Origin of the sequence: Zhenpiania hominis, assembly GCF_014333425.1 — a bacterium.
Lineage (GTDB): Bacteria > Bacillota > Clostridia > Peptostreptococcales > Anaerovoracaceae > Hominibacterium > Hominibacterium hominis.
Genome location: NZ_JACRYT010000003.1, coordinates 135,185 through 161,939 on the forward strand (window position 1 = coordinate 135,185; position 26,755 = coordinate 161,939).

Annotated in this window: 31 protein-coding genes; 7 read left to right on the forward strand and 24 right to left on the reverse strand. The window is 46.0% G+C overall.

Annotation, left to right across the window (positions count from 1 at the left end):
- The first annotated feature begins 50 nt into the window (after positions 1 to 50).
- From H9L42_RS04975 to yneA, 5 genes are all read left to right on the forward strand, one after another.
- Entirely contained in the window at positions 51 to 1,631 is a 1,581-nt protein-coding gene (locus H9L42_RS04975; RefSeq protein ID WP_187302280.1) for a GLUG motif-containing protein, read from the forward strand.
- A 38-nt stretch (positions 1,632 to 1,669) separates the two neighbouring features.
- The gene (locus H9L42_RS04980; protein ID WP_187302281.1) at positions 1,670 to 2,962 is read left to right on the forward strand and encodes a methionine gamma-lyase family protein; all 1,293 of its coding nucleotides are present in this window, start codon (positions 1,670 to 1,672) and stop codon (positions 2,960 to 2,962) included.
- Between the two features lie 38 nt (positions 2,963 to 3,000).
- Positions 3,001 to 3,732, forward strand: coding sequence for a TVP38/TMEM64 family protein (locus H9L42_RS04985; protein ID WP_187302282.1), 732 nt, complete (start codon positions 3,001 to 3,003; stop codon positions 3,730 to 3,732).
- A gap of 36 nt (positions 3,733 to 3,768) precedes the next feature.
- On the forward strand, positions 3,769 to 4,038 hold the full coding sequence (locus tag H9L42_RS04990; RefSeq protein WP_187302283.1) for a hypothetical protein: 270 nt from the start codon (positions 3,769 to 3,771) through the stop codon (positions 4,036 to 4,038).
- A gap of 145 nt (positions 4,039 to 4,183) precedes the next feature.
- Positions 4,184 to 4,516, forward strand: coding sequence for a cell division suppressor protein YneA (gene yneA / locus H9L42_RS04995; RefSeq protein ID WP_187302284.1), 333 nt, complete (start codon positions 4,184 to 4,186; stop codon positions 4,514 to 4,516).
- Between the two features lie 171 nt (positions 4,517 to 4,687).
- Here the strand turns inward: yneA and H9L42_RS05000 are convergent, their stop codons facing one another.
- The 9 genes from H9L42_RS05000 to H9L42_RS05035 form a co-directional block, all read right to left on the reverse strand.
- The gene (locus H9L42_RS05000) at positions 4,688 to 5,086 is read right to left on the reverse strand and encodes a hypothetical protein (RefSeq protein ID WP_187302285.1); all 399 of its coding nucleotides are present in this window, start codon (positions 5,084 to 5,086) and stop codon (positions 4,688 to 4,690) included.
- A gap of 19 nt (positions 5,087 to 5,105) precedes the next feature.
- Positions 5,106 to 5,516: a lipocalin family protein gene (locus tag H9L42_RS05005; protein WP_187302286.1), complete on the reverse strand. Its 411-nt coding sequence runs from the start codon at positions 5,514 to 5,516 to the stop codon at positions 5,106 to 5,108.
- A gap of 122 nt (positions 5,517 to 5,638) precedes the next feature.
- Complete coding sequence (locus tag H9L42_RS05010) at positions 5,639 to 6,085, reverse strand: acyl-CoA thioesterase (protein ID WP_187302287.1); 447 nt, start codon at positions 6,083 to 6,085, stop codon at positions 5,639 to 5,641.
- A 27-nt stretch (positions 6,086 to 6,112) separates the two neighbouring features.
- On the reverse strand, positions 6,113 to 6,556 hold the full coding sequence (gene ruvX / locus H9L42_RS05015; RefSeq protein WP_187302288.1) for a Holliday junction resolvase RuvX: 444 nt from the start codon (positions 6,554 to 6,556) through the stop codon (positions 6,113 to 6,115).
- A gap of 91 nt (positions 6,557 to 6,647) precedes the next feature.
- The gene (locus tag H9L42_RS05020; protein ID WP_187302289.1) at positions 6,648 to 6,896 is read right to left on the reverse strand and encodes an IreB family regulatory phosphoprotein; all 249 of its coding nucleotides are present in this window, start codon (positions 6,894 to 6,896) and stop codon (positions 6,648 to 6,650) included.
- A 113-nt stretch (positions 6,897 to 7,009) separates the two neighbouring features.
- On the reverse strand, positions 7,010 to 9,631 hold the full coding sequence (gene alaS / locus H9L42_RS05025; RefSeq protein WP_187302290.1) for an alanine--tRNA ligase: 2,622 nt from the start codon (positions 9,629 to 9,631) through the stop codon (positions 7,010 to 7,012).
- Positions 9,632 to 9,761: 130 nt separating this feature from the next.
- A complete protein-coding gene (locus H9L42_RS05030; protein ID WP_187302291.1) occupies positions 9,762 to 10,271 on the reverse strand; it encodes a nitroreductase family protein in 510 nt (169 codons plus the stop codon).
- Between the two features lie 122 nt (positions 10,272 to 10,393).
- A complete protein-coding gene (locus H9L42_RS17155; RefSeq protein WP_283243214.1) occupies positions 10,394 to 10,525 on the reverse strand; it encodes a hypothetical protein in 132 nt (43 codons plus the stop codon).
- Between the two features lies 1 nt (position 10,526).
- Entirely contained in the window at positions 10,527 to 10,697 is a 171-nt protein-coding gene (locus H9L42_RS05035; RefSeq protein WP_187302292.1) for a hypothetical protein, read from the reverse strand.
- A gap of 174 nt (positions 10,698 to 10,871) precedes the next feature.
- Here H9L42_RS05035 and H9L42_RS05040 point away from each other — a divergent pair, with 174 nt between their 5' ends.
- The gene (locus H9L42_RS05040) at positions 10,872 to 11,828 is read left to right on the forward strand and encodes an aldo/keto reductase (RefSeq protein ID WP_187302293.1); all 957 of its coding nucleotides are present in this window, start codon (positions 10,872 to 10,874) and stop codon (positions 11,826 to 11,828) included.
- Positions 11,829 to 11,852: 24 nt separating this feature from the next.
- On the opposite strand, the gene mnmA is transcribed toward H9L42_RS05040, so the two are convergent.
- From mnmA to H9L42_RS05065, 5 genes are all read right to left on the reverse strand, one after another.
- Positions 11,853 to 12,923: a tRNA 2-thiouridine(34) synthase MnmA gene (gene mnmA, locus H9L42_RS05045; RefSeq protein ID WP_187302294.1), complete on the reverse strand. Its 1,071-nt coding sequence runs from the start codon at positions 12,921 to 12,923 to the stop codon at positions 11,853 to 11,855.
- A 1-nt stretch (position 12,924) separates the two neighbouring features.
- On the reverse strand, positions 12,925 to 13,368 hold the full coding sequence (nifU, locus tag H9L42_RS05050) for a Fe-S cluster assembly scaffold protein NifU (RefSeq protein WP_187302418.1): 444 nt from the start codon (positions 13,366 to 13,368) through the stop codon (positions 12,925 to 12,927).
- A gap of 11 nt (positions 13,369 to 13,379) precedes the next feature.
- Complete coding sequence (gene nifS / locus H9L42_RS05055) at positions 13,380 to 14,549, reverse strand: cysteine desulfurase NifS (protein WP_187302295.1); 1,170 nt, start codon at positions 14,547 to 14,549, stop codon at positions 13,380 to 13,382.
- Positions 14,550 to 14,609: 60 nt separating this feature from the next.
- The gene (locus H9L42_RS05060) at positions 14,610 to 15,113 is read right to left on the reverse strand and encodes a hypothetical protein (protein WP_187302296.1); all 504 of its coding nucleotides are present in this window, start codon (positions 15,111 to 15,113) and stop codon (positions 14,610 to 14,612) included.
- Positions 15,114 to 15,188: 75 nt separating this feature from the next.
- Complete coding sequence (locus H9L42_RS05065; RefSeq protein WP_187302297.1) at positions 15,189 to 15,416, reverse strand: DUF896 domain-containing protein; 228 nt, start codon at positions 15,414 to 15,416, stop codon at positions 15,189 to 15,191.
- Positions 15,417 to 15,656: 240 nt separating this feature from the next.
- Here H9L42_RS05065 and fabF point away from each other — a divergent pair, with 240 nt between their 5' ends.
- Positions 15,657 to 16,886, forward strand: a complete 1,230-nt coding sequence (fabF, locus tag H9L42_RS05070) for a beta-ketoacyl-ACP synthase II (RefSeq protein WP_187302298.1) — start codon at positions 15,657 to 15,659, stop codon at positions 16,884 to 16,886.
- Between the two features lie 108 nt (positions 16,887 to 16,994).
- Here fabF and H9L42_RS05075 read toward each other — a convergent pair whose 3' ends face one another.
- The 10 genes from H9L42_RS05075 to H9L42_RS05120 form a co-directional block, all read right to left on the reverse strand.
- Positions 16,995 to 17,540 carry a flavodoxin family protein gene (locus H9L42_RS05075; protein WP_187302299.1) on the reverse strand — a complete coding sequence of 182 codons (546 nt, stop codon included), beginning with the start codon at positions 17,538 to 17,540 and terminating at the stop codon, positions 16,995 to 16,997.
- A 71-nt stretch (positions 17,541 to 17,611) separates the two neighbouring features.
- Complete coding sequence (gene spo0A / locus H9L42_RS05080) at positions 17,612 to 18,409, reverse strand: sporulation transcription factor Spo0A (protein WP_187302300.1); 798 nt, start codon at positions 18,407 to 18,409, stop codon at positions 17,612 to 17,614.
- Between the two features lie 177 nt (positions 18,410 to 18,586).
- Entirely contained in the window at positions 18,587 to 19,648 is a 1,062-nt protein-coding gene (gene spoIVB / locus H9L42_RS05085) for a SpoIVB peptidase (RefSeq protein WP_187302301.1), read from the reverse strand.
- A 17-nt stretch (positions 19,649 to 19,665) separates the two neighbouring features.
- On the reverse strand, positions 19,666 to 20,115 hold the full coding sequence (locus tag H9L42_RS05090) for a BofC C-terminal domain-containing protein (protein ID WP_187302302.1): 450 nt from the start codon (positions 20,113 to 20,115) through the stop codon (positions 19,666 to 19,668).
- A gap of 40 nt (positions 20,116 to 20,155) precedes the next feature.
- Positions 20,156 to 22,264 (reverse strand): thioester domain-containing protein, encoded by a 2,109-nt coding sequence (locus H9L42_RS05095; protein WP_187302303.1) that lies wholly within the window; start codon positions 22,262 to 22,264, stop codon positions 20,156 to 20,158.
- Positions 22,265 to 22,278: 14 nt separating this feature from the next.
- On the reverse strand, positions 22,279 to 22,923 hold the full coding sequence (locus tag H9L42_RS05100; RefSeq protein ID WP_187302304.1) for a helix-hairpin-helix domain-containing protein: 645 nt from the start codon (positions 22,921 to 22,923) through the stop codon (positions 22,279 to 22,281).
- 95 nt (positions 22,924 to 23,018) lie between these two features.
- On the reverse strand, positions 23,019 to 23,687 hold the full coding sequence (locus H9L42_RS05105; RefSeq protein ID WP_187302305.1) for a TIGR03936 family radical SAM-associated protein: 669 nt from the start codon (positions 23,685 to 23,687) through the stop codon (positions 23,019 to 23,021).
- A complete protein-coding gene (locus H9L42_RS05110) occupies positions 23,684 to 25,519 on the reverse strand; it encodes a TIGR03960 family B12-binding radical SAM protein (RefSeq protein ID WP_187302306.1) in 1,836 nt (611 codons plus the stop codon). The genes H9L42_RS05105 and H9L42_RS05110 overlap by 4 nt, the downstream gene beginning before the upstream one ends.
- Complete coding sequence (locus H9L42_RS05115) at positions 25,519 to 26,067, reverse strand: HD domain-containing protein (RefSeq protein WP_187302307.1); 549 nt, start codon at positions 26,065 to 26,067, stop codon at positions 25,519 to 25,521. Before H9L42_RS05115 ends, H9L42_RS05110 begins: the two co-directional genes overlap by 1 nt.
- Before the next feature lie 118 nt (positions 26,068 to 26,185).
- Complete coding sequence (locus tag H9L42_RS05120; protein WP_187302308.1) at positions 26,186 to 26,695, reverse strand: M23 family metallopeptidase; 510 nt, start codon at positions 26,693 to 26,695, stop codon at positions 26,186 to 26,188.
- Positions 26,696 to 26,755: the final 60 nt, after the last annotated feature.

A 26,755-nucleotide genomic window follows, 5' to 3' on the forward strand; every position in this document is an offset into this window, starting at 1 on the left:
TAGATAAGAATTTAATGGTAAGATCATTTGGAAAGGAAATAAGTAAGGAAATGAAGAAGAAGGAAATATTCTGTGTGCTTGCAGCGTCGCTGTTTATCTCAAATTTCATATCGGTGTCCCCCGTCTCTGCAGTTGATTATTCCTTCATACAAAAAGTGGAGCCCCTTCAGTATGACTGGGAATTTCAGCAAGAACTGAAAGAAGACAAGGCAATCAAAAACGGAAAGCCAGATACTCGCTGGTTCGATCCGGAGGATCAGCGCAAGGAATACGAAATTTCCACAGAAGAGGAGCTTATGGGGCTTTCTCAACTGGTCAGCACAAGAGAATTTAACTGGCAGGTAAATGAAGTCTATACATTTAAGGGGATTACGATAAAGCTGATGAATGATATTGAGCTGACAAAGGATTGGACCCCGATTGGATATTCGGATATCTACGCCTTTGAGGGAATTTTTGAGGGAAATGGACATACAATTTCGGGAATTCATATTGAAAAAACCAGTGATGACAATCAGGGATTTTTCGGCTATCTGAAAGGAACGGTCCGAAATCTGAATCTGTCAGGAAGTATTGAAACAGAGACAAGTACTGTGGGAGGTCTTGCCGCTGTTATGGCTCCGGATTCTTCTGTGGAAAACTGCACAGTTGATATGAACGTTTCCGGAAGGGACAAGGTCGGTGGCATTGTGGGACAGAGCACGTCCGCGCGGATTGAAGACTGCCATAATAAAGGAAATGTCAGCGGGACCGTAAAAGTCGGCGGCGTTGTCGGAGAAAACTGGAATGGATCTGTGGTCCAGTGCTCCAATACCGGCACCATATCTTCTTCCGGGCGTGGCGTAGGAACTTATGGAACCGGCGGGGTCGCGGGAAGATCGGTGGCAAGAGACGCCGTGATTCGGGAATGTTACAATACCGGGTCTATTCGCTCCAACAATGAATGTACCGGTGGAATTGTCGGCTATACCAACGCTTCTGGTTCTACCGTAGAAAGCTGTTACAATACAGGGACGGTTTCCGGAGTGAAAGGAACGTCTTCGCTTGCGAATTATGTCGGTGGAATCGTCGGAAGCATTGGGGAGAACGGAGTTCGCCTGAGAAATTGCTATAATGTAGGCGCTGTGAAGAACGGAGAATATCTCGGCGGTGTTCTTGGAAACTTTACAGCCAATTATTACGCAAACATTGAGACCTATATCAGCAATAATTATTACCTGGACGAATCTGCGCCGGTCGCGGTAGGGAAAGAAAAAGATGGAGAGGGAGAAAAGAATTATTCGAATGTGGCATCGGTAGAACTTTCCGGAGATTTGAGAAGCACACATATGGCGGCGGCGCTGGGCAGCGCATATCGCCCCGATCAGGGCGGCCTGCACGGGGTTAACAATGGATTTCCGGTTTTAACATGGCAGGAAGAAACCACGATAGACCGGAAAACGCTGCTGAAAAAAATGAAAATTAACTACAAGAAGGAGTTTAACGCTTTTTTTGACGCGCATCCTTATGGAACCGCATCCGGTCAATTTATTTTGGAATTATCCAACCCGCATGTATTCTTTGAACGCCAGCTTTCGGATCAAAAAGCAAGGGCAGAAGAACGAGCAGAAAAAGAAGCGGCTGCGGAATAACAAAGAGCAAATTACGGAAACCTAGGAGAGAGAACGAAATGCGAAAGAACACATATCAACTATTATCGGAGGAACTGGGCGTTTCTCCAAAGGTACTCGACCGGATCGAACAGGCGGAATCCGATATCCGCGGCGAGTTTGACAGCCTTGATGATATTATGGCTTATAATCAGTATAAAGTGCTGACTGCGTTTCAGAATAATCGAATCAGTGATATGCACTTTTCCTGGAATACAGGATATGGATATAATGACGCGGGAAGAGAAGCTCTGGAACGGGTTTACGCGGATATTTTCCGGACAGAGGCGGCGTTGGTACGACCGATTATTGTAAATGGAACCCACGCTCTTACTTTAACACTGACGGGGATTCTCCGTCCCGGCGATGAACTGATCTACTGTACAGGAGCCCCTTATGATACGCTGGAGGAAGTAATCGGAATCCGGGGTGAAGGCAAGGGCTCTCTGAAGGAGTTCGGTGTCAGCTATCAGCAGATTGAACTGACACCGGAAGGAGAGATTGATTTGGCAGCCTTGAAAGAAGCGATTACGGGAAAGACTCGCATGGTGACGGTACAGCGCGCGACCGGATACGGATGGAGAAAGGCGATTACCATTGAGCAGATCCAGGAGTGGGCTGATTTTGTCCACGGAATCAATCCGGATATTATCTGTATGGTGGATAACTGTTATGGAGAATTTCTCGACGTGAAAGAACCAACCGAAGTGGGAACGGACGTTCTTGCTGGATCTCTCATTAAAAATCCGGGAGGCGGGCTGGCGCTGACAGGAGGATATATTGCCGGACGGCAGGATTTGATCGATGATATTTCTTATCGCATGACATCCCCTGGAATCGGCGGAGAATGCGGATTGATGTTCGGACAGACACGAACAATGTTCCAAGGGCTGTTCCTGGCGCCCAAAACAGTAAATGGAGCAGTTAAGGGGGCTGCTCTGTGTGCCAAGGTTTTTGAAAATCTGGGGTTTGATGTGTGTCCAAAAGCAGAAGAAAAGCGGAGCGATATTATTGAGGCTGTCAAACTGGGAAGCCCGGAAGCAGTCGTTGCGTTCTGTGAAGGAATTCAGGCTGCTGCGCCGATTGACGCGCATGTGAAGCCTGTGCCATGGGATATGCCGGGATATGATGATCAAGTAGTAATGGCAGCGGGAGCCTTTATACAAGGATCTTCCATTGAGTTAAGCGCGGACGCGCCTATTCGTGAGCCTTATATCGTATATTTCCAGGGCGGGCTTACTTATGAACATTCTAAATTTGGGGTAATTAAAGCTTTACAGGCTTTATATGAACAGAATTTAATTTCTCTGTAGTTTTCAAAAGGGAATTTGGGTAGAGAGGGTGGCTGGATATGGACAAGCATAGAAAAGATAAAATTCATAAACGCATCAAAGTCATCAGTACGATTTTGAAATTCGCGCTGCTGCTTTTGATTATTATCGGGCTGCCGCTGTATATTTACTTTTTTGAGCCACAGCTTATCGACAGTATGTCCAGTATGGAAAATGTCAACGCGTTGTTCGAGCATTACCATGCGGAAAGTATTCTTGTTTATATTGGAGCGCAGATTCTTCAGATTATTATCTGTGTGATTCCGGGCCAATGGCTCCAATTTGCGGCGGGATATATGTATGGGTTCTGGCTGGGCTTTTTATATTCGATTATCGGCGCGGCGATCGGATCGGTGGTGACCTATTATCTCGCCAAGCTTCTAGGGCGGGACGCCATGCATCTGATTTTTGGAGAAGCCAGGATTAACGAATTTATCCATAAGCTAAACAGTAAGAAGGCAATTGTCATTGTTTTTTTGATTTTTCTGATTCCCGGGGTTCCAAAGGATCTATGTAACTATGCCGCTGGAATTTCCGAGATGAAACTCAAACCGTTTTTGACCGTTTCTCTTGTAGGGCGCAGCCCGGGAATGATGGGAAGTCTTCTGATTGGCAGACAGATTGAAGCTGGGAATTATACTGGCGCCATTGTGGTTGCTGCGGTAGCTGTAGTTCTGTGCGTAGTGGGGATTATTATGAGAAAGCGTCTTACCGGTTGGATGGATAAAGCTTATGATCGGCTTTATAAATAGCGGGCGAAGGGCCTAGCAAAGAGAAAGTGATACATTATGAAACAGAGATTAAATTTTATTTTCTATGGGATTGCCCTTGTTTTGGTACTTATCCCCATCGGAATGGAGCAGTCCGTTGGAAGGCCGATGCAGCAGCCATGGGAAACCCTGATGCTTTCCGTCGGTATTGTATTCCTTATTTTAGGAAAACTTTTTACCATTAGACAAAAGGGCAGAGCAGGCGGCGCTGCCGGCTCAATTTTCACAGATCTGATCATTGTTGCTGCCCTTTGCGCAATGATTATTTGGATGTTCGTAAAACTGTAATCGGTATAAATCTTCCAAACAAATACGAACAAATGTTTATTTTTCTCTTGACAAAGAATGAATGTTCGTGTATGATAAGAATATCAGAACGAACAAATGTTTCATGCGTTTCATACACAGGAACATATCAAGGGAGGGATAAATCATGATGGCAACTACTCATACCTGTAAAACCAGAAAAAGATATTACGTGAAATCCAGAAGTAGATTTACGATTTTTATCGTCTTATCGCTGCTTATTCTTGTTGGAGTGTTTACTACGGTCTTTGGCTTCAATAATGCAGAGGGATCGACAAAACAGCAGTACGTTCAGGTAGAAGTCCTTCCTGGTGATACGTTATGGCAAATTGCAGACGAATATATGCCTGCCGATATGGATCCACGGGAATCCGTTTATGTGATATGTGAACATAATCATATCTCCGCATCGGAACTTCAGGCAGGTCAAGTTTTGAAAATCCCCGTAAATAACCTCTAGTCTAACAAGACTGGAATTAATGTAGCAAATTATTTCCCTAAACCAATATTATATGATACAACGAACAGAAAAGACGCCCCGATGGTTCCTCATTGAGGGCGTCTTTTCTTTATAAGTCCTATTAACTATTCCGAAAATTTATGTTTTCGGAATAGTTACGTCTATCCTATTTTAATTTTGTTCCTGTTTTTCAAATTCCAATGTCGCGCCACCCTGTTCGACACTGAGCGTGTCGTCTTTTAATTCAAAGCTGAGTTCCGCGCTGGTATCATCTGTGACAATATAGGCGCCGTCTTTTCGTTCCCATTCGCCTTTGCCTTGTGTTCCCATCATATCCGCATCGACAGTATTATCTCCATTAAACGTAATTTTAGGAGTTTCTGTAGTATTTGTATTTTTTAAGAATTGTTTGACGGACATCTCCTGGCCAAGAGCGCTTACTTTACTCATTTCCCATGTCCCCACAACCGGATCATCGCTGGAATCTCCGCATGCAGATAGTAATAACATACAGCCCAGCAGCATAACGAGTAGCGTAAACGTTATAAAATGTTTTGTTTTCTTTTGCATGCTAAAAAACCTCCTCTTACTATTGACGTTCATAGGTTAATGTATAGCCATTTTGTTTGATTGTTAACATGGAGCCGTCCATATCCACAGATTGGGTATGCTCCTCGCTGTCGGTTTTATAAGTTATAGAATAATTGCCGTTTTCTTCCGCCCATGTTCCAGTACCGGAGTCCCCGTCTACATCAAGCGTGACCGATCCGTCTGTTTCAAATTTGAGGACAGGCACTTTTTCCACATCAGCAGATTTCATATAATCCTCGGCGCTCATCTGGCTGGTTCCACTTGAGATTTCAGTCATTTCCCAGGTGCCTGCGATTGCGTTGTTTCCACCGGTCTTCTGATCGCTGCCGCAGGAAGCAAGGAAAAGGCACAGGAGCATCAACACTGAAATAAAAAAAAGGTGGTGCTTCGTTCTGGCTGTCTGATACATCGTTATTTCCTCTTCTGTTTTATAGTAATTGCTGCGTTGCCGCAGCTTGCTTTTGTGTAGCGTGTAACAATTGCGGCGGCAGAGGTATCAAAAGTTTTAGAACCCCTCCGCCGTGAACATGATTAGTTGTTTCTCAGCGCTCTCTTTTTTTCTACTTCTTCGAACAGCCGTTTTTCATCATCTGTTTCCGGTGTATATTCCGGTACGCTCTGCGGCCTTCCGTTTTTGCCCATGCAGACCATTGTAAAGTATGCGGACAAAGCTTTCTGTGGGCCGGAATGAGATACCAGATCCTCTGCTTCTACATTTACGAGGACTTCCATTGAGGTCCTTCCGACATATACAATAGAAGCGGTGCATGTGACGAGTGCTCCTACAAAGATCGGAAGATGGAATTCCAGTTCATCTACTCTGGCCGTAACGCAGTTTTCCTTCGCATAGCGTATCGCTACCGCTCCGGCCGCGGAGTCCATGAGTTTCATGATTTCTCCGCCATGAACATTGCCAGCCACATTGGCTTGATTTGGCAGCATAACCTGGCTTAGTACAATTTGATTTCTGATATTCATTTTTGCCTCCTGTTTTCTTTAATAACTCTATAAACAAGGGGTCTGCTGCGAGTCCAGAAAGCTCTGCAGGATCAGCACAGCAGCCTGCTTGTCGATTACCTTTTTCCGTTTACTTCGACTAACATCGCCTTCAATCAGGACTTTTTCCGCCATTACGGTAGTCAGGCGTTCGTCCTGATAGACAATCTTTACATGGCTCATACCGGAACTTCTCATTTTATTTTCCAGCATGGTTTTAAATGTATATACTTTTTCCGTCTGAGGGCTGTCGGTTCCGTCCAATTTTTTTGGCAGACCGATTACAACGGTATCACAGTCGTATTCCTTGATCAGATCCATAACTTTTCCAGCGTCTTTTCGGATGCCGATCCGTTCAATTGTTGTAACTCCCTGCGCGGTAATCAGCAGAGGATCGCTGACAGCAACGCCAATTGTTTTATCCCCCACATCAAGCGCGATTTTCTTCTGCATAAAACTCCTCTCTCTGTTATAAGGATTCCCATAACAGAAAAATAGCGGACCTAAAAATATATGGCCCGCTCTTCTTTCATTCTTCTTTTGTTCATTTGTGAAGATAGGACTTGATCAGTTCCTCCACCAGATCGTCGCGTTCAATGCGTCCGATAATATTTCGAGCATTGTTATGACTGGTAATATAGGAAGGATCGCCTGACAGAATATAGCCCACTAATTGGTCGATTGCATTGTATCCCCGTTCTTCCAGCGCGTCATATACAATGGTCAGGATTTCTTCAATTGTGCGCTGTTCTAATTTATCCAGATTATCGTACATTCTTGTTTGTCTGTCCATGTATGTACCTCCCTTGCTATCTATCTTCTTTATTGATTATACACTTTTATACAATGAAGTACAAGAACTTTTACGTAATTTTACAAAGACTTAATCTTCTTCTTACACATTTTTTACAGCAGTGTTTCAGCCATTGCAAAGGCATCCGGGATCTTGGAAGGATCCTTGGCGCCGGCTTGGGCCATATCTGCTTTTCCGCCTCCACCACCGCCTGCGGCAGCTGCGATTTGCTTGATCATTTTGCCGGCGTGATAACCCTGATCAAGGAGATCGTCAGTTAGAGAAACAAGGAATGTAACTTTGCTTCCATTTTGCGCGGCAAAAACCATGGCAGTGTTTTTATGCTCCTTTTTAACATCATCCGACAGTTTCCGCAGATCGTCAATCGCATAATCCTTAAAAGAACGAGTTAAGAGAGTAACTCCGTTAATCGTTTTTGCTTCCGCAAACATCTGATCGAGCGCACTGCCCATAGCGTTCTTTTTAAATTCCTCTACCTCTTTTTTTAACGCCCGTATTTCCTCGGTCAGTCCCACGGCTCTGTTCACAAGACCAGACGAGTTTGTTTTCAATAGTTCCGCTGTTTCAGAAAGAATTCTTTCATTTTCTTCCAGCTTCTTTAAAACGGATGCTCCGGTAATCGCTTCGATCCTGCGAACGCCGGAAGCGACGCCAGATTCAGAAAGCAGACGGAATACCCCGATTTGGCCGCTGTTTGCCACATGGGTTCCTCCGCACAGCTCTTTACTGCAGTCTCCAATGGAAACCACTCGGACTGTATCTCCGTATTTATCGCTAAACAGGCCGATCGCCCCTTCTTTTTCCGCTTCCTTAATTGGCATTTCTCTTGTAGATACATCAAGAAAACGGGAGATCTGATGATTTACAATGGCCTCCGTTTTCAGCAGTTCATCCTTCGTCATGGCCTCAAAGTGGGTAAAGTCAAAGCGCAGAGAGTCTGCCGCAACGCTGGAACCTGCCTGCTGAACATGCTCGCCGAGTACCTGTCTCAGTGCCGCGTGAAGCAGGTGAGTTGCCGTATGGTTACGTGCCGTATGATTGCGGTTTTCCAGATCTACCTGGCAATGCACGGTTTCATCCCGACGGAGCGTTCCGGAAACAGCCTTCACCTTATGGACAAATACATTCTGTTTCTTGGAAACGTCCAGAACCTCTCCTTCAAACGCGTCGGTGGAAATGGTTCCCCGGTCACAGGCTTGTCCGCCGCTTTCCGCGTAAAACGGGGTTCTATTGAGGACAACCATACAGGTGTCTCCCTCTTTCAGCTCATCGATCGGATTTTTTCCGGCAAAGAGTAAAGTAACTGTACCTGTATCAGAAAGTGTTTCATAACCGGTGAAAGTTGTTCTCTCTCCCAGATCCAAGTCTGCGTTGGCCTCCTCCCAGCCGGCATCCTCTTTCGATTTTTGCGCGGCTCTGGCCAACTCTTTCTGATGCTCCATATGTTTTTTAAAACCTTCGACGTCAGCTTCACAGCCCTGTTCCTGCAGGATTTCCTGAGTCAGCTCCAGCGGGAAGCCATAAGTATCATGGAGTTTGAATACCTTTTCCCCTTCAAGCAGCGTCTTATGCTCCGCTTTCATCTGGGATACATAGTCCTCAATAATACTCATGCCCTGATCAATTGTACTGCTGAATTTGGATTCTTCAATAGCAATGACCTTCTTGATATAATCCTCTTTTTCTTTTAATTCAGGATAAGCGTTTCCGGAAATTTCAATGACTTTCGCGCAAAGATCCGAGAGGAAGGAGCCCTGAATACCAAGAAGCTTGCCATGCCGCGCGGCTCTTCTTAAAAGGCGGCGGAGCACGTATCCCCTACCCTCATTGCTTGGGATAATACCGTCTCCGATCATGAATGTCATAGAACGGAGATGATCGGTAATGATACGGATGGAAACATCTGTATCCGCTTTTCCGCTTTTATAGGCGACTCCCGAACGTTCTACAACACTGTCCAGTATATAGCGGACTGTATCAACATCAAATATGGAATCTACGCCCTGCATAATGGTGGCGATCCGTTCCAACCCCATTCCAGTATCGATATTCGGGTGAGCGAGATCGGAATAGTTGCCGTTTTCATCTCTGGAAAACTGTGTAAATACATGATTCCAGAATTCGATATAACGGTCACAGTCACAGCCGGGTCTGCAGTCTTCTTTTCCACAGCCGTACTCTTCTCCCCGATCATAGTATATCTCGGAGCATGGTCCGCAGGGGCCAGTTCCAATTTCCCAGAAATTATCATCTTTCCCAAGACGAACGATTCGTTCTTCTGGAAAACCTATGACATTTTTCCAGATGTCATAAGCCTCATCATCTTCTTCATATACGGAAACCCAGAGACGATCTTCAGGGAGTTTGAGAACTTGAGTCATTAACTCCCAGCCCCAGGTAATGGATTCTTTCTTAAAATAATCGCCAAAGGAAAAACTTCCCAGCATTTCAAAAAAAGTACCATGCCGCGAGGTGTAGCCAACATTTTCAATATCACCGGTACGAATACATTTCTGACAGGTTGTCATCCGTTTGGATGGAGGGGTTTCAAGACCTGCGAAATAAGGTTTTAATGGTGCCATACCGGAATTTATCAAAAGCAGACTCTTGTCCTTTTCCGGGATAAGAGAAAAACTTTTTCTTTTATAGTGACCTTTTGATTCATAGAAGCTCTGGAAAGCCTGACGAATCTCATTCAGTCCCATTTTTTCCATAGTAAAAATCCTCCCAATGATTAAACAATTACTCCATATTATATTCTATTTAAAGAGATCTTTCAATACATTCTATGTACGCTTAATAGCGGTTACCGTTTCCTCTATGATTGTGCCGGTTTGTTCATTATTACTTAATATAGGAAACTCTGCCCGGATCATAGTACCCTCTCGCCTGAGGCTGTTGATCCGGTACACCCAGGGCAATAACTGCGTAAGGGACACTGGTGATATTGAGCAGTTCTTGTGTTTTCTGTACCCGGTGCTGGATAGGGTACATACCGCACCAGCATGTGCCGTACCCCAGCTCCAGTGCCTGCAGGATCAGATTTTCCGCCGCGGCGCCGCAGTCCTGAGGCCAAAAACCATCGCAGATGCCGCTCTGCAATTCCGGGCGGGCACAAATGAGAATTGCCGCTGAGGCGGTATTCAGCATGCGGGAATAGGGATTAATTTCCGTCAGCTTTTGTAAAATCCCCCGGTTCTCAATGACAATGAATTCCCAAGGCCTGGTATTTCCGGCGCTGGGCGCCATCATCGCGGCTTCTAAGATCAGTTCAATATGTTCTTTCGGAATAACGGTTCCTTTTTTATATTTTCGAATACTTCTTCTTGCGCGAATTGCTTCTGTTACGTTCATTTTTTCCTCCTTTGTTTGCTCCGATTATTATATCACGGAGACTTTACCTGTGCAAACAAACAAGGCGCAAAAATGCCGCCGTGGAAAAAAGGCAAACGGCGGCATTTTGATACTATGGCTCCTTATAGCTTTCTGGCCAGTTCACTAACAATCCCATTGTCGTTTTCCAGATCCTCTCTGGTCATGCCCACAATCTGCATATCCAGCATGCGGTTCCACAATTTGTCTTTTTCCATTTCTTCCAGAATTCCCATTTTACATATCCTCCGTCATTCGATCCGCGATGTCTTTTAAATCGTCTACGGTGTGCTTCAGCCCCTTCTGAATGTGTTTCTGATCCCTAGGGGACATAAACGAATAGGCGCAGACGCCTACGATTGCTCCGGCAATTCCAGCTCCGATAGCTGTATTGCATACTTTTCCCATTTTTTCTCCTCCTTTTTCTTTTCGTTCTTCATTTAGTATTCCCGAAGAAACGCAAACTTTATGCTGGCAATTGCTTGCTGAATTTCCGGGATTTTAGGCAATCGATCTTGAATCCGGATGTCTGCTGTGATATAAAATGAGGAGGAAATTGTTAACATTTTTGAAGAGGTTGTTATGAAAAAAAAGAAACTTGGAAATACAGGCATTGAAGTCAGTGAATTTGGATTTGGCGTTATGACGATTGGCAGTTCGCAGTTGGATCTTCCCTTGGAAGAAGGAGCGGAGTTAATCCGTTACGGACTGGAGAACGGACTTCACTTTCTGGATACGGCTCAGTATTATGAAACGTATCCCTACATAAGGGAAGCCTTAAAAAAGACAGATGTTCACCCGGTTATTTGTTCCAAATGTCTGGATCCTACTTACAGCGGGATGCGCAGCGCGGTGGAGGAAGCGCTGCGAGAACTGGACCTTGAGCAGATCGATCTCTTTCTGCTCCATGAAGTGCGAAATGATCCAGACTGGGAGAATCGCGCGGGCGCGTGGCGCTGCCTGCAGGATATGAAAAAAGCGGGACTTGTAAAAGCTATTGGCGTTTCCACGCACCATGTCGATGTGGCGCAGAGGATCGCGAGCACGCCGGAAGCCGACGTCCTCTTTCCGCTGATTAATTTTCAGAGTCTGGGGATCCGAAAGGGAGACGGTCCGGGAACAAAAGAAGAGATGGCGGCTGCCATCCGGGCCTGTTCAGAGGCGGGGAAAGGCGTGTTCGCCATGAAGGCCTTCGGCGGGGGAAATCTGACAGGTTCCTATGTGGAAGCGTTGGACTATGTTCGTAGTCTGCCCGGAATTGACTCTATTATGATCGGTTTTGGGAAAAAAGAAGAAGTGGATCGTATTAGAGAATACGCGGATGGTACCTTGCCCAAGGAGTATCGCCCGGATCTTTCAGAAAAGCGAATCCGCATTGATCAGGGCGACTGTGAAGGCTGTGGAGCCTGCAAAGAGCGATGTCCGAATCATGCCATCTTTTGGAATGAAAACGGGCTGGCACAGGTGGATCCCGATGTCTGCATAACCTGTGGGTATTGTGCGCCTGTGTGCCCGGTAAGAGCGATTATTCTTCTATAGTTTACATAAAATAATTATTGTCTTTTATTCGATGAAGCCGCCGCCTGCGACGCAGTCTCCGTAATAAAACACGATGGATTGTCCCGGAGTAGCGGCTCTTTGTTTTTCATCAAAGACCGCGGAAATCCTCCCGTCAGGAAGAGTGTGGAGTCTGGCGGAAGCAGGTTTTGCCGCGTAGCGGATTTTCGCGGTAACTTCGGCGTTTTCCAGAAAGTCCGGAAGCTGTCCGGAAGCGGAATTTGGGAAAAAACTGTTTCCGCAGATAACTTCCCGGGAAAAAAGATCCTCATTATCTCCAAGCGTAATCGTGTTGTTTTCCGGGTCCATCCGAATGACGAATACAGGTTTTCCAAAGGTGATTCCAAGTCCCTTTCTTTGGCCGATGGTATAGCGGACAAGCCCTTGGTGTTGCCCCAGAATATGGCCGTCCTTATCAATAAAATTCCCAGGTTTGGGGTTGACACCGCGTTTCAGGAGGTAGTCCGCATAAGTCTCCCCTTCAGGAAGAAAACAGATTTCCTGGCTGTCCTTCTGATCGGCGTTAAACAAATTCTTTTCTCGCGCGGCAGCTCTGGCTTCCTCCTTACTGTGAAGTATCCCTAAAGGAAGCAGCAGGCGTTCAATGATAGAGGAAGACAGGCGGTAAAGCATGTAAGATTGATCTTTCTTCTCGCTTTCACCCTTTCGGATGCTCCAGCCAAGCCGGGCGTGCCGCGTCGTCCGGGCGTAGTGGCCGGTTGCGATATAAAAGGCGCCTTCCCTGTCCGCAGCTTCAATCAGCGTCCGAAACTTGACCGCGGGATTACAGACAACGCATGGATTCGGTGTTCTCCCACACTGATATTCTTGGCAAAAATTATGAATTACCGTTTTTTCAAATACTTCATGGATATTCCGGTAGAGAAAAGGAATGCCCAGTTGTTCCGCCGCCCGTCTGGCCGCCGCCGCTCCCTCTTTATTTTCCGGCTGCTCTACATCAAAGTAAAGACCGGTTACCTGATATCCTTTTTCCAACAACAACAAAGCAGCGGTAGTACTGTCTACTCCGCCGCTCAGTCCTAATATTACTTTTTTTCGATCCAGAGACCTGTCCATATTATTCATCCTCTGGAAGATCGTGATGATCGTCCTCGTCCGCGTTCGGATCAAAACCTTCCAGGCCTTTGTAGGTCTTGCCGGTTTTCTGCGCGTAATCATAAATGGCCGACTTGATAGCGTGATCCGCCAGTACCGAGCAGTGTACTTTGACTGCCGGAAGACCTCCAAGCTCGTTGATAATCTGTTTGTTCGTCAGTTCCAGCGCTTCATCGATGGTCATACCGATGATCATATCGGTCGCTACACTGGAGGAAGCGATCGCGGAACCGCAGCCAAAGGTTTTAAATTTTGCATCGGTAATTTTGTCATCCTCAACTTTTATAGAAATCTGCATCATGTCGCCGCATACAGGGCTTCCATAAGTGCCAACTCCATCTGCGTTTTCCAGCTCTCCTACATTGTGCGGATTCATAAAATGTTCCATTACTTTATCATTATACATGTTTGCCATGATTACCACCCCTTTTTACTTGATACTGATGAAATTTCTCTTAATTTATTTACCACATTTTTCAGGGTTGAAACAACATAATCGATATCCTCTTTTGTCGTCATGTCGCCAACTGTGAGCCGCAGAGTTCCATGAATTCGCTCTACCGGAACGCCCATAGCGGAAAGCACATGAGACGGTGTCAGGGAAGCCGACGAACAGGCAGAGCCTGTGGAAACGGCAATTCCGTTCATATCCAGATAAAGAAGCATGGCTTCCCCTTCGATAAACTCAAAGGTGAGGTTGGCGTTGCCCGGATGCCGATGCTCCCTGGAGCCATTTACATACACATGATCGATCTGCTCCTGGACCTGCTGAATTAAATAGTCCCGCAGAGAAGATGTATGTTGAATATGCTCCTGAAGATGGATACGGGCCAGTTCCGCGGCTTTTCCAAAGCCTACGATTCCGGCTGTATTTTCCGTACCGGCTCTCTTTTTATTTTCCTGGGCGCCGCCGTGCATGTAATTAGAAATTCGCACACCTTTACGGATATATAGAGCGCCAATCCCTTTTGGCCCGTAAATTTTGTGGGCTGACATAGACATCATATCCACGCCCAGCTCTTTGACGTCAATTTCCATGTTTCCCAAAGCCTGTACAGCGTCCGTATGAAACAAAATATTATGCTTTTTCGCGATGGCGGCAAGCTCTTTTATCGGCTCAACCGTTCCCACCTCGTTGTTTACAAACATGATGCTGATTAAGATCGTTTTATCCGTAATTGCGGCTTCCAGCGCCGCGGGATCCACCAGTCCCTCTGAATCCACATCCAAATAAGTAACCTCATACCCGTGTTTTTCCAAAAATTCACAGGAGTGAAGCATCGCATGATGTTCGATTTTCGTGGTAATAATATGATTTCCTTTATTTTTCAGAGCATCCGCGGCCCCCATCACTGCCCAGTTGTCCGCCTCTGTTCCGCAGGAAGTAAAAGTGATCTCTTTTTCCCCCGCGCCAATCAGATCCGCGACCTGCTTTCTTGCTTTTGCCAGGGCCTCTTTTGGTTCGCCTGCGATGGCATACAGACTGGACGGATTTCCGTAAAATTCCGAGAAATAAGGAAGCATCGCATCAAGAACTTCCTTTTTTACTGGAGTTGTTGCTGAATAATCTAAATAAACCTGTCGCATTTTGTGCTCCTTTCCCCTTTTTTTGTACCTTATTTTCATTATACCAATCTTTTCTGGCTTTTAAACATATTCACTTGATTTTCCGTAGGAAGAACCATAAACGGGTTCGAATACAGTAAGGCGAAAGCTGCCGGCATCATTTTGAATCGCGATATTATAGATGCCTGACCATATGGAAGCGCCGATATCCCATTGAATCCTGGCTTCATAGGTTATGTATTCAAACATGGTTTTCTTGCGTTTCAGTTCCTTGAACTTAATAAAACAGAACTGCCCTTTTTCTCCGCCCTTTCCAAGCTGCGTGTTTTTCGCAGCTTTTGTCAGACTGGCAAGATCGCCCTCCAACACAGCGTCCTGTTCGATCTGCCGCAGCCTGTGTTCGGCCGCGGCTGGACGAAGATGCCCGGACGATGTACTCATCAGAATGCGGGTCCGTTCCCTTATTAGCGACTGAACGGCCTTGTCTGGTTCCGGCTCCGACAGCCCTGTTAAAAGGCTGAAAAAAATTACAGCCAAAGCAGGGAAACCAAGCAAATAAAAAGATTTGTTTTTTCTTCTGTACATAAGACACACCCCATCTATTTCTTTATTAATTACTATATAATAAAGAATGTGGCGTGTTTGTCGTTTCCCGGTGTCTTATTTTATCTTTTTTTCGTGAGTGCGGTTGTATTCCGCCTTTTCCTCTTCCGTCATATCTTCTACAAATTTAATTCGATCTAGATGACCCCGAAAATGCTCGCGGAATTTTTTCAGATATTCGGCCCGGAGCGCTTCCCTTTCCTTGTGTTCTTCTTCCGTGAGACCTTCTTCTTTGTGCTTTTTCGAAAGTTCGTTGATCCGATCAATTTTTTCTTTTTCCAGCATGTTGCCTTCTCTTCTTTCTATAATGTGTTACGTTATAATGCATGCTTTCAAACAGGTTGAGAACTTCTGCCGAAAAGGTAGAAACGTTCAAACATTCCTGACCTCCTTTTAGGGCGGAAATTCCGCCTCTTTGCGGATTTAGTATATAAAATTAAACTTTTTTTGTCAACCGGACTATAGATTTTTACTGAAAATGTGGTAAAATATTAAGGATTGTAGTTTATAACTGGAGGAAAATAAATGAAAAAGAGACTGGTTATAACCGGTATGGGAGCGGTAACTCCTATCGGGACAGGAACGGACAAGTATTGGAACAATTTAATTCACGGCGAGTGCGGCGTTGATCACATTACGCGGTTCGACGCTTCGAATCTGCCGGTACAGATTGCGGCTGAAGTCAAGGACTTTGAGCCGAAAAATTATATATCCGCGAAACTGATTCGCGAAATGGATTTATTCCAACAGTTCGCTTTTGCGGCGGCAACAGAGGCTCTGGAGCAGAGCGGGTTCCCTGTAGAAGAGGAATCGCAGCGGATTGGAATCGTTATGGCGACAGCTCTCAATGGGACTTCCGCTACAGCTCAGACTCAGGAAGAATTATCTTCGGGAAAAGCCAAAAAGGTAAGTCCAAGATTTGTGCCTAAAATTTTGGGGAACCTGGCGGCTGCTCAGTTTTCTATTGCAAAGGGAATTCATGGGCCGAGCTATACCATTAATACTGCCTGCTCTTCCGGCGGGGATGCGCTGGCTATGGCAGGAACTATGATTCTTGCGGGTCAGGCAGACGCCATGATCGTCATGGGAGGAGAAAACGGCCTGTGCGAAGTTACGATCAGCAGTCTGGCTCAGGCAAAGGCGCTGTCCAGAAACAATGATAATCCAAAAGCTGCCTGCCGTCCTTTTGACGCGGACCGGGATGGCTTTATTATGGGAGAAGGCGGCGGCGCGCTGATTGTAGAATCGGAAGAACATGCCCTGCAGAGAGGCGCGGAAATTTTCGCGGAGCTGGCAGGCTATGCGAATACATCAGACGGGTACCATGTAACGTCCCCGGATCCGGAGGGAACGGGAGCGATTAACTGTATGAGATTGGCTCTTTCTATGGCGGAGATGAAACCCGAAGACATCGGTTATATTAATGCTCACGGAACGTCTACACCGCTGGGAGATCCGATTGAGACAAGGGCAATCAAAGCGGTGTTCGGGCAGAATCCGCCTCCGGTAAGTTCAACAAAAGGCGCAACCGGACATCTTATGGGCGCGGGAGGCATTACCGAAACTATCGCCTGTATCCAGGCCATTCGTACGGGAATCCTGCCGCCGACACTGGGCTATCAGACGCCGGATCCGGAATGCGATTTAGATTATATTCCCAATCAGGCCAGAGAATCTGCCATTGAAACGGCAATGTCCAACGCCCTTGGTTTTGGAGGGCAGAATTCCAGTATTATTATACGGAAGTACCGCTGACCGGGAAAATAAATAGAAGGAACAAAGAAAGAGCTTTCCAGCGCAGAAAACCGAAAGGATTTGCTGCTTTAGAAAGCTCTTTTTCTATGTACGGTATACGCCGGTTCTTTACAGGGAATTTCCTATTTGCCAGGCGCGCTTCATAATTTCACCATCTTCGCTGAGATCGCTGTCCCCTCCTGCGATGATTTTTCCTGCCAGTTCCATATCCTTGGATAGGAATGTGTTGAGATACCAGTCGTAATTGGCCTGATACTTTTCATAGTTTTCCGGCGCCCCTTGGGCAAAAATACCGATGAGTTTGACGCCTGGCTGTAGTCTCGATTTTCTTTCCTTGTCGGAAAGACAGTAATGCCGGTTCATAAAGGTAATCATCGGGCCCGCTATTTGGGAGTAGTAGTTGGGGGAAGTTACAATCAGTGCCCCACTTTCTCTCAAATCCTGAAAATAAGATTCCATGTCATCCTCAATTACACAGTCCGTGTTATGCTTCCTGCAGCATCCGCATCCCTGACATCCCATCACTTCCATATCTTGAATATGGTAAAGCCTTACCTCATGTCCCGCTTCCCGCGCTCCTTGGAGCGCTTTTTTTGCAATTCGCGTAGATACGCTGTTTTCTCTGGGACTTCCCAGCACTGCTGTAATTTTCATATCGCTTTTCTCCTTTTTTCCGATTTCCTCTTTCTGTATTATACGGATTTTTGGAGATGTTGTCTACCGCCCTACCCGACTTTTCGCTCAAGACGCAGCTTGTCTGCGATGATGGCGATGAATTCAGAGTTGGTGGGCTTACCTTTATCGTTTTGGACGGTATAGCCAAAGAGACTGTTGATGGTCTCGATTTTTCCTCTGTTCCAGGCCACTTCAATCGCGTGGCGGATCGCCCGTTCAACACGGCTTGGCGTTGTATTATTACGTTGTGCGATTGCAGGATACAATTCTTTTGTTACAGCGCCTAACAGATCCATATCCTCTACAACCATAGTAATCGCGTCCCGGAGATACTGGTAGCCTTTAATATGCGCGGGAACGCCTACCTCGTGAATGATGTTTGTAATATCGATTTCCAAATCCTCGTGGACATTTGACTCCTGATTGTTCAGAATTGCTCTGGCAAAGCTGATTTTTCCTTCTTCGCGGACTTCGTTTCCGGAAAGCTGGTGAATTCTTTTTAAAAGAATGTCAAAGCTGAAGGGTTTGACAATATAATATTCCGCACCCAGATGGATCGCTTTCTGTGTAATGGTTTCCTGCCCTACTGCAGAAAGGACAATAATGCGGGGATAAATCGGCAGCTCCATGGCATTAAGCTCTTCCAGGACGCCAAGCCCGTCTAAATGAGGCATAATCATATCAAGAACTAAAACCTCAGGCAGATGTTCTTTTACAGCATCAATCGTCTTAATTCCGTCATTTACGATAAACGAGACGTCAATTTCCTCCTTATCATGGAAAAAATCCGAAAGTATGTCACAAAAGTCCTTATTATCGTCAGCAATACCGATTTTAATTCTTTTCATTGAAAACCTCCTTTTCTCAAATAACGCATGAAAAGTATTTTTCCTCTTTTTTTCTTTTGTGGATTGTTGTTCCATATACCATTTTAGAGTATCCTGTAAAAATAGCAATGAAAAAAGAAAGTCAATTTGAGTTGTATTTCGACAAATTCTGTAGTCCAAAACCGGAGTCTTTCAGTGTCAGGAAGCTGCTTCCTGCAGCATCCATTCAATAAAAATTCCGTACCCTTTCTGAGGGTTATTGACGAATACATGTGTGACAGCTCCGATGATCCGATCATTTTGAATAATCGGGCTTCCACTCATTCCCTGAACAATACCTCCGCTTTTCTCAAGCAGACGTTCATCGGTCACCTGGATAATCATACCTTTATCCGACGGCTCTTTTTGATGATCGATTCTTTCGATTTCGATTTCAAATCGCTGCAGCTTATTATCATCCAGAGTAGTCAGGATATAGGCCTTCCCTTTTTCTACCTGATCCTGAGTCCCAACGACAAGAGGTTTATCATACAAAGTGTTTTCGATGGGATGATAAGCATTGCCGAAAATTCCATAAGATGTATTTTTTTCAAGCCCTCCCAGCGGAGATTCAGCTTCATAGAAAACGCCTCTGATTTCTCCGGGTGTTCCAACCTCGCCTTCCTGGATCGACTGAACCTGAGCTTGAAGAAGCTGCCCTTTGTCAACGGAAAGTACTGATCCTGTTTCCGGATCCACGATTGCATGCCCCAAAGCTCCAAATGATTGGCTGACCGGATCGTAGTAGGTCAGAGTCCCAATCCCTGCGGTTTTATCTTTTACCCAGACGCCCAGCTTATATAGACCATCTTCTTTTGCCAGTACCGGAGTGAGCCGGATATTGAGAGTGTCCTCTTTTCTTTTTACTTTGAGATTGACATCCCCCCGGATCTCATTAACAACTTCCTGAACCTCTGAAGCCTTATAAACCTTTGTTCCGTTAATTTCCAGGATCATGTCTCCAATTTGCAGTCCTGCCTTGATCCCCGGATTGATCCGTTCGCCGTCTGCTGTCTCGATTTCTTCAAGTCCTACGATCAGAACTCCCTTTACGTCCATCCTAACCCCAACAGAATGTCCGCCGGGAACAAGGACCCGTTCGCTGACTACATCTACACTGGCCGCATCGTTCTGAGGCGCTTCCGTAAGCTGGCCTACAAGAATAATGGTAAGCAGGAGTCCTGCGAAAATCAGGCCTCCTTTTTTGAACGCGCTCTTCATTTCTGACTTCGAGCCTCCTAGCTATCAAAGTTTTCCAGAAAATCCGCCAGTTCGTTCTCGTCCTCCACACGGACTCCTTCCGAAAGGAGCTGCTGATCTTCCGTACTCAGCAGCTGAAAGGGAACGGTTGTGATCTGATATAGATCCTCCTGGCCGTTTTCATCACAATAAAACACTTTTACAACATCCTCCACTTCTTTAATCAGATAATAGGTCTGCTGCTTTTCTTCTGTCTGTGCCGCTTCATTTTCAGATTCTTTTTCGGTCGTTTCCTGATCCAGACTGTCGACGACAGGTTGGCTTTCCTGTGTCTGATTCTGTGTTTTTTCGCTTACCTCTGTAACGGTATTGACATTCTGGCTGTTTCCGTCGTAGTTGACCCAGATGCCAAAGGCCAAAAGGAACAGAATGAGCAATCCATAAAACCATTTACTTTTAATAAATCCCTTTTTCTGATTACTAAACATACTACCACCTCAACTGGTAGTATTCGCTAATAATTAGAATTTAATACCTCTTTCGTCTATGAATCAAAATAAAAATAGTTCCGCCCGAAGCCGCGAGGAGAAAGATCAATATCCCGATCCAAAAGGAAGAGAAATCTCCGGTCTGGGGAGAATGATCCATTTTTTTCGGTTTTTCCGGTTTTGTCGGCGCGGCTTCTTCCCTTTTTATTTCCTCCTTCTGGTTTGTCATCTCACATTTCAGGATCTCGCCATTTTCTTTTATTTCAAAAGGATAGGGCCGTTCGTCAATTTGATATCCTTCTGGCGCGTCGAATTCCCGAAAATAGTAATTCCCTACAGGAAGGTTCTCAAAGAATGCTTTTCCGTCCGAATTCGTTCTTGTCTGCAGGAGGACCTTCTGATCCTGATCGAGGATTTCGATACCGGTGTCCGGGAGAGGCTGGCCAGTAGAGACATCTGTCTTTTCAATTTGGACTTCGCCGGCCTCCTGATGATTTGTCACAGCAATTTCGGTGATCGCAAGGGTTTCCTCCTGCCCGGCAAAATGAAGTTCCGCAGTAATCGGCTCTTCTGGAGGAAGATATCCTTCCGGAACCTCCTTTTCCACTATATTATACTTTCCGAGATATAATTCCCCCGAATTTGCCTTTCCTTCCGCGTCGGTAGTGATCGTTCCCGCACTTTGGCCGGCCTTCAAGCGGACGGTTCCGTCTGCTGTAATAATATCCTCCGCGGCTAGGATTTCAAAGACCACTCCTTCCAGGGGTATGGATTCCTGTACCATCTTTCCGTCCTGCGGGACGAATCGTTCTCCCTGCTTCGTGACTTTTAAAATGCCTCTCTGCGGGGCATCTTTTTGCTGAACAACGGTATCTGTATCGGATACGGTAAAGGTGAGCGGTTCTTTGTTCAGCAGGTATCCATCCGGCGCCTGAATTTCCTGAAGCTGGTAGGTGCCGGGGCTCAGTTCTTCTTTGATAACGGCTTTCCCATCGCTTCCGGTACGCAGGTTTTCGATGAGAGTTCTCCCGCCGGAATCTAAAACTTTGTAAACCGCGGGAGAGGCAGTAATGAGAAGTCCGGTTTCCGCGTCCTGTTTTTCAATGGTTACATTCGGTCTGGATTCCGTCTGCACTTTCAGATACGAAGAAGACAGATCCAGAGAACCCATAATCATTGCCTGATAGTCCTCGTTTGTCGTACAGTTCCAGACCAGAAGCTTTCCGGACGCGCTGCCGCCTGAAATATCGTTTTTTACAGTCAGAGTCAGGGCGGTAGTAAAAGGTTCGGAACTTTCCAACGTGTACTGGTACTGTTTTTTTGTTACTTTAAACCTGGAGTCACTGAGGGTGATACCATTTGTCTTTTTGTTGGAATCGGTCAGAGTCACCGCCCATTTTCCGGTCTGACTGTTGTACTGCATCTTATGGACTTTTGCGGAAGCCTGCGTCTCAGAAGCAAAGCTGTGGACAGTCAAATGCTCATTCACTTTTTTCACCAACCAGTTATAACATTTTTCCGCAGGCCTTCCTGCAAGGAATTTCTGCATATGTTTGGCAGGCATGCTGTGAGCGGCGGCAAGCTTCGTACCTGTTACAGCCCCGTTTTTTTTGGTAATCGTCCGCAGTCCCTGCTGTGCTTCCCAGATGAGAACCTGAGTTGCAAAGTAATAATCCGCATCATTTGTTCCGGAAACCGGTACCTTTCGCGATCCGTTTCTTCCATAACAAAGGGCTGCGGCGATAATCTTCTGCGCGTCGGAAGGCAGTGCTTTAAACAGATTTTTCCCTTTCGTCGAATCGGAGGCTTTATAATTCGCCTGATCGCTAAAAGAAGCGCCGAATTCCGCACAATAACCATACTTTGATCCTTTATCGGTTGTGTCGCTGATTTTCAGATAGCGCCAACGAACCTTCTTCCTTCCATTTCCAGACTTTGTGGTCTTTTTTCCATTGTTGCTGTAAAATACAGTCTTTACATCTTCGTTTATGTAATATTCTTTTCCGTCTTTCCCAATCAGAATCTTTGTAAAATCCGCGTTTCCTTTATCTCCATGCTGCCATGCGGCAAAGGCTGGCGCAGGAAACAGAGAAACAGCGAAGCAGATAACCAGGAACAGACTAATCCCCTTTTGCCAAATCCTTTTCATAATATCTTATCCCCCTAAACTGTAATATGTTCCTTTAAATTTTCAAAAGTTTTATCTCCAATTCCATCTACATTTTTGATTTCTTCAATGTTTTGGAAGGCGCCGTTGCTGTTGCGGTAGCTAAGAATTTTTTCAGCAGTTACAGGTCCTACTCCGTCCAGAGTCTGAAGTTCTTCAGAAGTAGCGGTATTAATATTGACTTTTGCGGAAAATCCGGAGTCTGCCGCTTCCTGTGGCTGGAGAGGCTCCAGGGCTGATGCGGCAGTCTCTCCCTTTTTCGGAATATAGACCTTTTCCCCATCTGTAAGGAGCGCTGCCTGGTTGATTCCGGCCGTATCCGCGTCTTTTCTCAGCCCGCCCGCAGCGGAAATCGCGTCCGCAACCCGGCTGCCGCTTCTCAGCTCTACTACCTGGGGAGCCTGTACCGCGCCCCCGACGTCGACAATAATGGAAGCAGATTCACTTTCGGCGCTTTGGGGTTCGCTTTCCAAAGAAACTTCCTGTCCGGACGAAACAAGGATATCTTCCCCAACGTCCTGTTCCCCGTCTCCTGCAAGAAAGACAAAAAAAGCAACCGCAAGTATAACGATAATTGCAGTTGCTTTTATTACAAGTTGTTTGTTGCTGAGCAGAAATTCTTTGTTCAGATATTGCTTCATCTGGAAATCCTCCTTTCTTGAATGTTTACATTATTTTACATTCGCCAGGAGGAAATGTCAATATATTACTGTTATTTTTTTACAAATTATCTATCTTAAAGAAAACTCAGTTTTGTGCGCATAACGCTTATATCCGAACGTTCATCCGGAAGGCCCCAAAACCGCACAAGCGCGGTAATCAGGAGCTCCGGACTCAAATTGGAGTCGCTCCCTGAGTCCAGCAGAGCGGTAACCAGAAGATTTTCTCCTACCGATACGATATTCATGCTCCGGATTTTATCTCGTATATTGATATCTTTCATTTCCTTTGATTTCTTCTGTCTCTTAGGTACCCGGATTTCCTTTTGTTTTAGAAAATCCTCACATAAATCTGCTGCGGATTTGCGCGGGGTGGATTCTCCCGCGGGGATTGCAATAATGTATTCTGCTGCTGTTGTCCTGGCCGCCAGACTCTTTTTGGAGTCATCTCCCTTTTCACAGGAGAAAATACGGATCCCCTCTGGAAGCTGACGTCTCAGAGCTTTCGCCAACTCTTGCGGCTGATAGGGAATATCTGTCTCAAACTCCAGATATTCCGATACACTGGAATATCCCAGAGGGAGCGGTTGAGCAAATCCCATTTTCGGATGGGGATTGAATCCTTTGGAATAGGAAAGACAGATGCCTTCTCGTTTAAACGCCCGCTTAAAAAGGCGCAGAGTGTCCAAATGGGAAATATAGCAGATGACTCCTTCTTTTGAAAATTTAATTATATATCGATTCATATTCTGTCCTCCGGCATACATTTCGCATGTCTGTTCATTCCACAGCCGCTACATTCTTTCCGGCAGTCTGGAGTGGTTTCTTCTTTAAGCGCCTTTTCGTTTTCCCGAATCAGATAGTCTCTGGAAACAAAGGAATCAATATGATCCCAAGGAAGGGCTTCATCATAAGGACGGCGACGGATGTTGTAAAAGGCCGGATCAATTCCGGTATCGGAAAAGGCCTGTTTCCAAAGATCCGCATTGAAATGCTCCGACCAGCCGTCGAATTTGCAGCCCAATTTGACGGCCTGGATCAGCGCGCGTCCCAACCGGCGGTCTCCTCTTGCGAACACCGCTTCCAGAGCGCTGATTTCCGTGTCATGGTAATTAAATGTGATTCCTTTGACAGAAAGCTGTCTGGAAAGGTAGTCGTGTTTTTGGATGAAAGATTTTTCGGTATCCTGTCCTTCCCATTGAAACGGGGTATGGGGTTTGGGTACGAAATTGGAAACGCTGACTGTCACATTAAAACGGCCGCCCTTTCGTCCTTTTAGTTCGTAGTTGATTTCTTTTATTTTTTTAGCGATCTGCGCGATGCCATCCAGATCGGCTTCCGTCTCAGTAGGAAGTCCAATCATAAAGTAAAGTTTTACATGGTTCCATCCAAGACTGAGGGCTTCACGCACTGAACGGTAAATATCATCTTCTGTAATTCCCTTGTTGATGACATCCCGCAGTCTCTGACTCCCCGCTTCCGGCGCGAAAGTAAGGCCGGATTTCTTATATCCCTGAATTTCTTCCAGTACCTTAAAGGAGAAGGAATCCAGACGCAAAGAAGGAAGCGACAGAGAAACATTCCGCTCTTTGCAGGTATTCATCAGATCCAGAGCCAGCTCTTCAAAGCGGGAATAGTCGCTGGTGGAAAGGGACAGCAGCGATAATTCTTCGTGTCCGGTACTGTCCAGCTGTTTTCGCGCCAGTTCACGAATGGTCTCAAGGCTTCGCTCTCTTACCGGCCGGTAAATCATTCCTGCCTGGCAAAAACGGCAGCCGCGGGTGCAGCCACGGAAAGTCTCAACTACGGCCCGATCGTGTACCGTCTCAATAAAGGGAACAATCGGCTCTGTCTGGAAAGGCGTTCCATCCAGATCTTGAACCAGCGCCCGCCGGATCTGCTGCGGAGCGCCTTCATAGAGCCGTTTCATTCGGAGAAGTGTACCGTCTTCTTTATATTCGGGCTGATAAAAACGCGGTATGTAAACTCCCGGAAGGCTGCAGATCTCTTTTAGATATTCTTCTTTTGACTGTCCGACCCTCCGCATTTTTACAACCTGCGGGAGTAGCTCTTCCCCGTCACCGATCAGAAAAACATCGACAATATCCGCCAGAGGTTCCGGGTTGTAGGCACAGGGACCTCCCGCTATAATCAGCGGATCCTCTTCTTTTCTTTCTGCGGCCAGAATGGGAATTTTCCCCAAATCCAGCATATTGACTACGTTTGTAAAAGAAAGTTCGTACTGGAGTGTAAAACCCAGAAAATCCAGTTCTTTTACCGATGTTTTTGTTTCCAGCGTGAAGAGGTCCATCCCGGCTTTGCGCATGCGGGCCTCCATATCCATGGCAGGAGCAAAAACACGTTCACAGTAGATATCCTCATCCTGATTCAGAATGGAATAGAGCAGCTGAAGTCCCATGTAGGACATACCAATCTCATAAGTATCCGGGAACGCAAAACCGAACCGCAGTCTTACCTGATCCGGATTTTTGACTGCGGAATGAATTTCGCCGCCAATGTAACGGGCAGGCTTTTCCACTTGTTTTAAAAGCTTGTCCAGTTCTTTATTAATTTCCATTATATCACCGTCTGTCCGCCTTCCATCAGTTGATCGACTGTCATCCCAATCGTCCTTTCAATGCCGTCCAGCAGAAGCCGCGCTTCCTGCTTTTTTTCCAGAATGCGTTTTTCCGCTTCCGGATGCCCCTGCTTTCTTGCTTTTTCAATAATATATTCCATACGCCTGTCCAGTCCCACGTACTCGTCTTCTTTGACTGTCCGGTCCCCCAGGCAGACCAGATCGGTTTCCGTCACATGTTCGACCGGAGAAAAGGGCGAGTAATTCATATGGACTCGTATAATATCCGCTTCCTGATTATAACCGAGATTCCGCGCCATCTGGTAGCCTTTTTCCCAGTGTTCATTTTCTACTCTCGCAATATCGTGGATCAAGGCAGCTGCCTGGATCAGTTCCAGATCCAGATGATATCCGTGCTCATTAAGGGCTCTTCCGATTCGTACAGCGGTATCCGCGACTGCCATACAGTGGCGGATGACATGCTCCGGCGTGCCGTATTCTTTTAAAAGCCGCAGACATTCCTGCCTGTCCGGATGTTGTTGTTTCATAATCTCATCCTTTTCTTTCTGAAATTTCCTAAAACGCCTGCGCAGGCGTTCAGATTATTATACCACAGATCCGGAATTTTGACATGCCTGCACAGTGCTTTTTCACGGCTTTGGAAATTTAATTTAATTCAGAAAGGCGATAGTAAAATTCCGTGTTTTTTTCTTTTTTGAAAGTCCCAATGGCCTGACCTTTCTTTACCCGTTCCAGTTCCTTAACATGAATTTCTTCACAATTTCCATAAATGCTTTCGGCGTCTTCACCGTGAAGAATTTTTATAAACTTTCCGATTTTTTCATTTTCCCCTACCGCGGAGACAGTACCTGCAGCTACCGCATGTACCGTGACCGTTTCTCCATTCTTTACGTCATCAATCGGTTCCCCGTATCGGGATCCCTCCTCTGCAGATAGCACTGCGTTCGTCACGGCTGCCGGAGCTTTGGCGACTGCTTTCGCGCTGTCTCTGGCAAAGGTTAGAACATCGCTGACTGTATAGTTTTTGGATAGATACGCGACTGCTGCCTCACTTCCGCGGTTTAGCTGCGGAATATTGGATTTTTGCGCGGCAAAAAAAGCAAGAACGATGAGCAGGCAGATTCCGGTCTGCTTAAAAAGCTTTGATTTCCACATAATGATTCCTCCTGCTCTATTTTATGCGGACAGCAGTAAAAAAGACGAAAAAAGACTCTG

Excerpts from the sequence above, each read along its gene's own strand:
- H9L42_RS04975 (WP_187302280.1), top strand. The coding sequence starts at position 51 with ATGAAGAAGAAGGAAATATTCTGTGTGCTTGCAGCGTCGCTGTTTATC.
- H9L42_RS04980 (WP_187302281.1), top strand. The coding sequence starts at position 1,670 with ATGCGAAAGAACACATATCAACTATTATCGGAGGAACTGGGCGTTTCT.
- H9L42_RS04985 (WP_187302282.1), top strand. The coding sequence starts at position 3,001 with ATGGACAAGCATAGAAAAGATAAAATTCATAAACGCATCAAAGTCATC.
- H9L42_RS04990 (WP_187302283.1), top strand. The coding sequence starts at position 3,769 with ATGAAACAGAGATTAAATTTTATTTTCTATGGGATTGCCCTTGTTTTG.
- yneA (WP_187302284.1), top strand. The coding sequence starts at position 4,184 with ATGATGGCAACTACTCATACCTGTAAAACCAGAAAAAGATATTACGTG.
- H9L42_RS05000 (WP_187302285.1), bottom strand. The coding sequence starts at position 5,086 with ATGCAAAAGAAAACAAAACATTTTATAACGTTTACGCTACTCGTTATG.
- H9L42_RS05005 (WP_187302286.1), bottom strand. The coding sequence starts at position 5,516 with ATGTATCAGACAGCCAGAACGAAGCACCACCTTTTTTTTATTTCAGTG.
- H9L42_RS05010 (WP_187302287.1), bottom strand. The coding sequence starts at position 6,085 with ATGAATATCAGAAATCAAATTGTACTAAGCCAGGTTATGCTGCCAAAT.
- ruvX (WP_187302288.1), bottom strand. The coding sequence starts at position 6,556 with ATGCAGAAGAAAATCGCGCTTGATGTGGGGGATAAAACAATTGGCGTT.
- H9L42_RS05020 (WP_187302289.1), bottom strand. The coding sequence starts at position 6,896 with ATGGACAGACAAACAAGAATGTACGATAATCTGGATAAATTAGAACAG.
- alaS (WP_187302290.1), bottom strand. The coding sequence starts at position 9,631 with ATGGAAAAAATGGGACTGAATGAGATTCGTCAGGCTTTCCAGAGCTTC.
- H9L42_RS05030 (WP_187302291.1), bottom strand. The coding sequence starts at position 10,271 with ATGAACGTAACAGAAGCAATTCGCGCAAGAAGAAGTATTCGAAAATAT.
- H9L42_RS17155 (WP_283243214.1), bottom strand. The coding sequence starts at position 10,525 with ATGGGAATTCTGGAAGAAATGGAAAAAGACAAATTGTGGAACCGCATG.
- H9L42_RS05035 (WP_187302292.1), bottom strand. The coding sequence starts at position 10,697 with ATGGGAAAAGTATGCAATACAGCTATCGGAGCTGGAATTGCCGGAGCA.
- H9L42_RS05040 (WP_187302293.1), top strand. The coding sequence starts at position 10,872 with ATGAAAAAAAAGAAACTTGGAAATACAGGCATTGAAGTCAGTGAATTT.
- mnmA (WP_187302294.1), bottom strand. The coding sequence starts at position 12,923 with ATGGACAGGTCTCTGGATCGAAAAAAAGTAATATTAGGACTGAGCGGC.
- nifU (WP_187302418.1), bottom strand. The coding sequence starts at position 13,368 with ATGTATAATGATAAAGTAATGGAACATTTTATGAATCCGCACAATGTA.
- nifS (WP_187302295.1), bottom strand. The coding sequence starts at position 14,549 with ATGCGACAGGTTTATTTAGATTATTCAGCAACAACTCCAGTAAAAAAG.
- H9L42_RS05060 (WP_187302296.1), bottom strand. The coding sequence starts at position 15,113 with ATGTACAGAAGAAAAAACAAATCTTTTTATTTGCTTGGTTTCCCTGCT.
- H9L42_RS05065 (WP_187302297.1), bottom strand. The coding sequence starts at position 15,416 with ATGCTGGAAAAAGAAAAAATTGATCGGATCAACGAACTTTCGAAAAAG.
- fabF (WP_187302298.1), top strand. The coding sequence starts at position 15,657 with ATGAAAAAGAGACTGGTTATAACCGGTATGGGAGCGGTAACTCCTATC.
- H9L42_RS05075 (WP_187302299.1), bottom strand. The coding sequence starts at position 17,540 with ATGAAAATTACAGCAGTGCTGGGAAGTCCCAGAGAAAACAGCGTATCT.
- spo0A (WP_187302300.1), bottom strand. The coding sequence starts at position 18,409 with ATGAAAAGAATTAAAATCGGTATTGCTGACGATAATAAGGACTTTTGT.
- spoIVB (WP_187302301.1), bottom strand. The coding sequence starts at position 19,648 with ATGAAGAGCGCGTTCAAAAAAGGAGGCCTGATTTTCGCAGGACTCCTG.
- H9L42_RS05090 (WP_187302302.1), bottom strand. The coding sequence starts at position 20,115 with ATGTTTAGTAATCAGAAAAAGGGATTTATTAAAAGTAAATGGTTTTAT.
- H9L42_RS05095 (WP_187302303.1), bottom strand. The coding sequence starts at position 22,264 with ATGAAAAGGATTTGGCAAAAGGGGATTAGTCTGTTCCTGGTTATCTGC.
- H9L42_RS05100 (WP_187302304.1), bottom strand. The coding sequence starts at position 22,923 with ATGAAGCAATATCTGAACAAAGAATTTCTGCTCAGCAACAAACAACTT.
- H9L42_RS05105 (WP_187302305.1), bottom strand. The coding sequence starts at position 23,687 with ATGAATCGATATATAATTAAATTTTCAAAAGAAGGAGTCATCTGCTAT.
- H9L42_RS05110 (WP_187302306.1), bottom strand. The coding sequence starts at position 25,519 with ATGGAAATTAATAAAGAACTGGACAAGCTTTTAAAACAAGTGGAAAAG.
- H9L42_RS05115 (WP_187302307.1), bottom strand. The coding sequence starts at position 26,067 with ATGAAACAACAACATCCGGACAGGCAGGAATGTCTGCGGCTTTTAAAA.
- H9L42_RS05120 (WP_187302308.1), bottom strand. The coding sequence starts at position 26,695 with ATGTGGAAATCAAAGCTTTTTAAGCAGACCGGAATCTGCCTGCTCATC.